This window comes from Microbacterium sp., from assembly GCF_011620715.1.
Classification (GTDB): Bacteria; Actinomycetota; Actinomycetes; order Actinomycetales; family Microbacteriaceae; genus Microbacterium.
In genome coordinates, this window is record NZ_WOYP01000099.1 from 1 (window position 1) to 7,310 (window position 7,310).

At 69.5% G+C, this 7,310-nt stretch carries 7 protein-coding genes; all 7 read right to left on the reverse strand.

The window, feature by feature from the left end:
- Positions 1 to 68 precede the first annotated feature (68 nt).
- The gene (locus QZV84_RS09775) at positions 69 to 1,601 is read right to left on the reverse strand and encodes a CoA-acylating methylmalonate-semialdehyde dehydrogenase (protein WP_292828938.1); all 1,533 of its coding nucleotides are present in this window, start codon (positions 1,599 to 1,601) and stop codon (positions 69 to 71) included.
- Between the two features lie 93 nt (positions 1,602 to 1,694).
- Positions 1,695 to 3,017 (reverse strand): aspartate aminotransferase family protein, encoded by a 1,323-nt coding sequence (locus QZV84_RS09780; RefSeq protein WP_292828939.1) that lies wholly within the window; start codon positions 3,015 to 3,017, stop codon positions 1,695 to 1,697.
- 81 nt (positions 3,018 to 3,098) lie between these two features.
- Positions 3,099 to 4,274, reverse strand: coding sequence for an ABC transporter substrate-binding protein (locus QZV84_RS09785; RefSeq protein WP_292828940.1), 1,176 nt, complete (start codon positions 4,272 to 4,274; stop codon positions 3,099 to 3,101).
- A 59-nt stretch (positions 4,275 to 4,333) separates the two neighbouring features.
- A complete protein-coding gene (locus QZV84_RS09790) occupies positions 4,334 to 5,116 on the reverse strand; it encodes an ABC transporter permease subunit (RefSeq protein ID WP_292828941.1) in 783 nt (260 codons plus the stop codon).
- Positions 5,113 to 5,991: an ABC transporter ATP-binding protein gene (locus QZV84_RS09795; protein WP_292828942.1), complete on the reverse strand. Its 879-nt coding sequence runs from the start codon at positions 5,989 to 5,991 to the stop codon at positions 5,113 to 5,115. Before QZV84_RS09795 ends, QZV84_RS09790 begins: the two co-directional genes overlap by 4 nt.
- Positions 5,988 to 6,962: an ABC transporter permease subunit gene (locus tag QZV84_RS09800; RefSeq protein ID WP_292828943.1), complete on the reverse strand. Its 975-nt coding sequence runs from the start codon at positions 6,960 to 6,962 to the stop codon at positions 5,988 to 5,990. The genes QZV84_RS09795 and QZV84_RS09800 overlap by 4 nt, the downstream gene beginning before the upstream one ends.
- A gap of 7 nt (positions 6,963 to 6,969) precedes the next feature.
- On the reverse strand, positions 6,970 to 7,310 hold a 341-nt coding region (locus QZV84_RS09805), incomplete at its 5' end, for an LLM class flavin-dependent oxidoreductase (protein ID WP_363331899.1).

Consider the following 7,310-nt stretch of genomic DNA (forward strand, 5'->3'; position numbering starts at 1 on the left):
GCACCTTCTCGGCGGCAGACGCACCTTCTCGGCGGCAGACGCACCTTCTCGGCGGGGGATGCCGGGGATCAATCGTGCTGCGGGAAGCCCAGGTTCAGTCCGCCGTGCGACGGGTCGAGCCAGCGCGAAGTCACGGCCTTCTCCTGGGTGAAGAAGTCGAACCCGTGCGGGCCGTAGGCCTTCGCGTCGCCGAACAGCGAGGCCTTCCACCCGCCGAACGAGTGGTACGCCACCGGCACCGGGATCGGCACGTTGATGCCGATCATGCCCACGTGCGCCTCGCGCTGGAAGCGCCGCGCGGCGCCGCCGTCGTTCGTGAAGATCGCGGTGCCGTTGCCGTACGGGCTGCCGTTGATGATGCCGAGGCCCTCTTCGTACCCGTCGACCCGCACGACCGAGAGCACCGGCCCGAAGATCTCGTCCTTGTACACGGCGGACGAGGTCGGCACCCTGTCGATCAGGGTGGGCCCGAGCCAGAAGCCGTCGGGGTCGCCGTCGACCTCGACGTCGCGTCCGTCCACGACCACCGAAGCGCCGTCGGATGCCGCCACATCGATGTACGAGGCGACCTTGTCCCGGTGCACCTGCGTGATGAGCGGGCCCATGTCACAGCCGCGCGTGCCGTCACCGGTGCGGAGCGTGCCCATGCGCTGACTGACCTTCTCGACGAACTCGTCGGCGATCGTGTCGACCGCCAGCACCACCGAGATCGCCATGCAGCGCTCGCCCGCCGAGCCGAAACCCGCGTTCACCGCGGCGTCGGCGGCGAGGTCGAGGTCGGCATCCGGCAGCACCAGCATGTGGTTCTTCGCTCCGCCGAGGGCCTGCACGCGCTTGCCGTGCGAGGTCGCGGTCTCGTACACGTAGCGCGCGATGGGGGTGGAGCCGACGAACGAGATCGCGCGCACGTCCGGGTGTGCGAGCAGCGCGTCGACGGACTCCTTGTCGCCGTGCACGACGTTGAGCACGCCGTCGGGGAGTCCGGCCTCTTTCAGGAGCGAGGCCATCCAGATCGCGGCGCTCGGATCCTTCTCGGACGGCTTGAGTATCACGGCGTTGCCGGCGGCCAGGGCGATCGAGAAGAACCACAGCGGCACCATCGCCGGGAAGTTGAACGGGCTGATGATGCCCACGACGCCGATCGGCTGCTTGACCGTGTACACGTCGACGCCGGTCGAGACGTTCTCGGAGTATGCGCCCTTCGTGAGGTGGCCCAGTCCGCACGCGAACTCGACGACCTCCATGCCGCGGGCGATCTCGCCGAGAGCGTCGGAGATGACCTTGCCGTGCTCGGAGGTGAGGATCTCGGCGAGCTCCTGCTTGCGCGCGTTCAGCAGCTCACGGAACGCGAACATCACGGTCTGGCGCTTCGCGATCGACGTGTCGCGCCACTGCGCCCACGCCGCGGTCGCCGCGGCGACGGCCTCGTCGACGTCGGCGGTGGAGGCGAGCCGGACCTCGTGCTGCACGCGCCCGAGCGCCGGGTTGTAGACCGGAGCGGTCCGGGTGGAAGTGCCGCTCCAGGCGGCCCCGTCGACCCAGTGGTCGAGCATCGTGGTGGCAGCCGGCGTCGTCTGCTCGAGGGTGGCCGAATCGGTCATGGTGTCTTCCTTCTCCTTCGAAGCCCCAGTGCTCGTTCAAAGCCCCGGGCACGTGTACGACCAGCGTAAGTCGTGCCCCACGCCCCCGGTAGGTCACGCGCTCTCGATGACCGTCAGCGCCTCGTCGTAGATCGCGATCGCGCGGGCGACCTCGTCGTCGGTCACCACGCACGGCGGCACCACGTGGATGCGGTTGTCCGCGGAGAACGGCACGAGGCCGCGGGCGACCAGCTCCTTCTTGAGCTGCCCGATCAGCCCCGCCGAGACCGGCTCGCGCGTCGACCGGTCGGCGACCAGCTCGACGGCCCAGAACACGCCCTCGCCGCGGACTTCGCCGATGAGCGGATGCCGCTCCTGCAGCTGCGCCAGGCCGGGTCCGATCGCCTCGGCGCCGACCCGGCGGGCGTTCTCGATGATCCCCTCGGATTCCATCGCGTCGAGGGCGCCGATGATGGATGCCGCAGCCAGGGGGTGACCGCTGTAGGTGAGGCCCCCCGGAAAGACGCGTTCGTCGAAGTCGGCGGCGATCTCGGCGGAGATCGCAACCCCGCCGACCGGGACGTAGCCCGAGTTGACGCCCTTGGCGAAGGTGATCAGGTCGGGCACCACGTCGTAGCCCTCGAACGCGAACCAGCGGCCGGTGCGGCCGAAGCCGCACATCACCTCGTCGAGGATCAGCACGATGCCGTACTTGTCGGCCAGCGCGCGGACGCCCGCGAGGTAGCCCGGCGGGGGGATCATGATCCCCGCCGTGCCGGGGATGGTCTCGAGCAGGATCGCCGCGATCGTGGCGGGGCCCTCGGCCTGGATGACCCGCTCGAGGTGGCGCAGTGCCCGCTCGGACTCCTCTTCGGGCGTCGTCGCCCAGAACTCGCTGCGGTACAGGTAGGGGCCGAAGAAGTGCACGTGTCCGCGGGCGTATTGGTTCGGCATCCGTCGCCAGTCGCCGGTCGCCACGATCGCCGCCCCGGTGTTGCCGTGGTATGAGCGGTAGGTCGACAGGACGGTGTCGCGGCCGCTCTCTCCTCGCGCAGCACAGTGCAGCCGCGCCAGGCGGATCGCGTTCTCGTTCGCGTCGGCGCCGCCGTTCGTGAAGAACACCTTCGAGAAAGGCGCGCCGGCCCGTGCGAGGATGCGCTGGGCGGCCTCGCCGCGCGTGAGGTTCGCGGTCGCGGGACCGATCGTGGACAGCACCGACGCCTGCTCCTGGATCGCGCGGACGACCGCCGGATGCTGATGCCCGATGTTGACGTTGACCAGCTGGCTCGAGAAGTCGAGGTAGTGATTGCCTTCGAAATCCCACACCTCGGTGCCGAGCCCGCCGGCGATGACCATCGGATCGAGGGTGGCCTGGGCCGACCAGGAGTGGAAGACGTACTCGCGGTCCAGATCGCGCGTGTGCTGGTTGGTGCTCATGTGATTTCCTCCATCGGGGTGCGGATCGGGCGGCCCGCTCGCGCGGACCGCCCGACCTGCTGATGCTACTGGCGCCGGCGCTTACAGGCCGCCCTCAGTCAGAGTGACGTCGATCGGCGTGTACTCGCCGTCGACGACGACCCCGTCTTCCTTGAGTTCGGCGAGCGCCTGCTCGATGTACTCGTTCGAGTATGCCGAGTCCGCCGGCTCGGTGGTGATCAGTTCGACGCCGTCCTGGTTCTTGGCCGAGAGCGCGCCCGCGACCGTCTTGTCCCAGGCTGCCTGGTCGATCAGGCCGAAGTCGCCGCCGGCCCAGATGAGCTTGTTGACCTCGTTCATCTGCCACAGCTGGTGCACGGGGCCGACCGGGAAGGCGGCCTCGGCGTTGATTGCGGCGTCGTACGTGATCTGCGCGGCCTCTTCAGGATTGTCCCGCGCGAAGATCCAGCCCTTCGTGACGGCCTTGAGGAAGCGGACGGCGGCGTCGGCGTAGGCCGGGTCGTCGGCCAGGCGGGCCGTGTCGGCCCAGATCGCATCCTGGAGCATCGCGCCTTCGGTGTCCTCGTAGCTGACGACGTCGAAGTCCTCCGGCTGGTAGAGCTCGCCGGTGGCGGGGTTGACGACCTCGAGGATCTGCGCCCACTCGTTGTAGGTCATCGCCTGCGCGGCGTCCACATCGCGGTCCAGGAGCGCGTTCATGCTGAAGTCCTGGGTCGTGATCGACACGGTGCTCGCGTCGAGGTCCTCGGCAGCCATGGCCGCGAAGATCTCCCACTCGTTGCCGAAGCCCCACGAGCCGATGCGCTTGCCCTCGAAGCCCGCGACCGTGTCGAGGCCGTCACCGGCCCATGAGACCTGCAGGGTGCCGGACTTCTGGTACACCTGTGCGATGTCGGTCAGCTCGACGCCGGTGGCCTCGAGGGTGCCGAGCACCTTCGGAACCCAGGCGATCGCGAAGTCGACGTCGCCGGCGACGAGGGCGTCCTGCGGCACGATGTCGCCGCCCGAGGGGATGATCTCGACCTCGTCGAAGCCCTCCTCCTCGAAGTAGCCCTGGTCGAGGGCCACGTAATAGCCGGCGAACTGCGCCTGCGGAAGCCATTGCAGCTGCAGTTTGATCGAGGTGAGCGGTTCGAAGTCCGCCGAGCCGCCGTCGCTGGCGTCGGGTGTGGCGGGGGCCGAGCACGCGGCGAGCGCGAAGGCCGTGATGACAGCGGTGGACAGGACCGCGAGGCCGCGTCTGGTGCTGGTTCTCATGCTGTTCCTTTCGGTTTCGGTGATGCAGGTCGTGCAGGGTCTTGCGGTTTCGCGGTCGATCAGACCGACGAGTGCCTCGTCACCAGCCTCTCCAGCAGCGAGGTCACAAGGAAGAAGACCAGGCCGATCAGGATGCCGCCCACCACGTACGCCCAGGCCAGGGCTGCGCGCCCCGACTTGGCATATGTCGCGATCGCCGTGCCGATCCCGTCGGCTGGTCCTCCGAAGTACTCCGCGACGAGCGCGGCGATCACCGCGAGGGATGCCGCGATGCGCAGTCCCGTCATCAGATAGGGCAGGGCGGTGGGCAGCGTCAGCAGGCGGAAGGTCTGCGCGCTCGTGGCGGCCGAGGCGCGCAGCACGTCGCGGTGCACCGGGCGGGTCTGCCGGAGGCCGCGCAGCACGTTGACGAAGACCGGGATGAAGGCGGCGATCGTGGCGACCGCGATGCGCCCGAACTGGCTCGACGCCCCGAACATCGTGTTCAGGATGGGGGTGAGGGCAACGATCGGGACGACGGCCAGCGCGGCGACCAGGGGCGTCAGCATCCCGTCGATCGGGCGTGCCGTGGCCGCAAGACCGGCCAGGAGGATCGCGAACAGCGAACCGACGACGAGGCCGATCAGGGCATTGGTCGCGGTGACCAGCATGTCTTCGAAGATGATGTCCCAGCGCAGCACGAGCTCGGCGCCGATCGCCATGGGGCTGGGCAGCATGCGCGGGGCGGCGGCGAACACATCGACGTACAGGATCCACAGCGCGAGCATGAGCACGCCGACCACGACCGGCGCCACGAAGCGCAGCCAGCCGGGGAGGGTGCGCTCGCGCGCTGCGGTGGTCATCGCTCGTTCGCCCGCACGATGGGGCCCGCGTGCAGGGCCTCGCGCACGGCGGTGACCCGCTCGAAGTACTCGCGCGCCTCACGCAGGCTCTCCCCGCGCTCGTCGCCCAGCTCGGTCGTGATGACGTCGGTGATCCGGCCGGGGCGCGGGCTCATCACCACCACGCGGTCGGAGAGGAACACCGCCTCGGGGATCGAGTGGGTGACGAACACGACCGCGGCGCCGGTCTCGGCGGTGATCCGGGTGAGCTCGCTCTGCAGGTATTCGCGGGTCATCTCATCGAGAGCGCCGAAGGGCTCGTCCATCAGCAGCAGGCGCGGACGGGTCGCCAGGGCGCGCGCGATCGCGACGCGCTGCTGCATGCCGCCGGAGAGCTGGTCGGGATAGCGGTCGACGAAGTCGGACAGCCCGACGAGTTCGGCCAGTTCGGCCACGCGCGCGGTGCGCTCGCTGCGCGACGTGCCGTGCAGCTCGAGCGGCAGCGAGATGTTCGCGGCCACCGTGCGCCAGGGGAGGAGCCCGGACTGCTGGAACGCGATGCCGTAGTCCTGGTCGATGCGCGCCCGGCGGGCCGGCTTGCCGAAGATCTCCAGCGTGCCGCTGGAGGCCTGGTCGAGGTCGGCGATCAGGCGCAGCAGCGTGGATTTGCCGCATCCGGACGGTCCGATGAGCGAGACGAACTCTCCGGCGCCCACCTCGAGCTCGACGCCGGCCAGGGCGATCACACTGTTCGAATCGGTCCTGGCGCCCGTCGTCGGAAAGATCTTGCCGACGCCGACCGCTCGCACCGCCAGATCGGTCGCCGCGGCGGTCGCGATCTCGTTCGGACTCCCCTGCGGATTCCCCTGCGGTCCCTGAGCCTGTCGAAGGGTCATGCGGTCGCTTCTCCTCGTCGGTAGTTCCGCAGCCAGAGGCCGATGAGCGCGACCGAGCCGGCCGCGATCAGCCCCAGCGCGATCGAGCCGAACGTCGGCCCCCACGGCGCCGCGGGGTCGCTCGATGCTTGCCCGGCGAGCTGGATCAGCATCCGCCCGATGCCGCCGCGCATGCCGATCGACACCTCGGCGACGACGGCGCCGAGCACGGCGTTCGCCGCGGCGAGTCGCAGCGCGGGCAGCAGGTAGGGCACCGCGGCGGGAAGCCGCAGGCGCATGATCGTCGGCCAGTAGCCGGCGGCATAGGTGCGCATCAGGTCGACGTGGATCTGATCGGGCGCCGCGAGTCCGCGCAGCACTCCGATCGCGACCGGGAAGAACGCCAGATACGACGCGATCACCGCGACCGAGAGCCACTGCGGCCAAGGCGTTCCGCCGCGATCGATCTGGTTGCCGATCGCGTTGATGACCGGGGCGAAGGCGATCAGCGGAACGATCTGGCTCACGACGATCCAGGGCAGCAGGCCCCACTCGACCAGGCGCCAGCGCTGCATCGCCAGTCCCAGGATCGCGCCGACCGCGACGCCGATGAGCCAGCCCACCGCGGCGATGCCGAGGGTGACCAGCGCGGCGGAGGCGACCGAGACCCACAGCGGCGGGGTGTCGCCGCCGCTCGTGGGTGCGAACAGCCGCGCCACCATGTCCCAGATGTGCGGCATCGCGCGGTCGTGCGTGCGCGGCAGGATCATGAAGCCCGAGCCGGACTCTCCCGCGGTGCCGCCGATGACGACGCCCTCCGCAGGCCCGAGGAACTTGTAGAGCTCCCAGATGAGCAGCACCGCCACGATGCCCACCACTCCCCAGCCGACCGCGAACCACCTCTGCGGACCGTCTCCGCGCTGGAACCGCGACAGTCCCCCGCGCGGCGGCGCGAGCACATCGGCCGGAGCCGGGGCGTCGGTCAGGGTCATCGATGCGTCACTTCTTGGCGGTGACGTGCTCGGACAGCGCCGGGATCACGGTCTCGCCGTACACGCGGAGGGTCTCCTCCTTGTTGTCGTGCTGGAGGTAGCCGGCGAACTGCGTGACCCCGATCTCGCGGAGCTTCTCGAGCTTGGCGATGTGCTCGTCGGCCGTGCCGAGGATGCAGAACCGGTCGATGATCTCGTCGGGGACGAAATCGACGTGGTCGTTGTCGGACTTCCCGTGGGTGTTGTAGTCGTAGCCGGTGCGCCCGGAGATGTAGTCGGTGAGCGCCTCGGGCACCTCGCCGTGGTGTCCGTACTTCGCCACGATGTCGGCGACGTGGTTGCCGACCA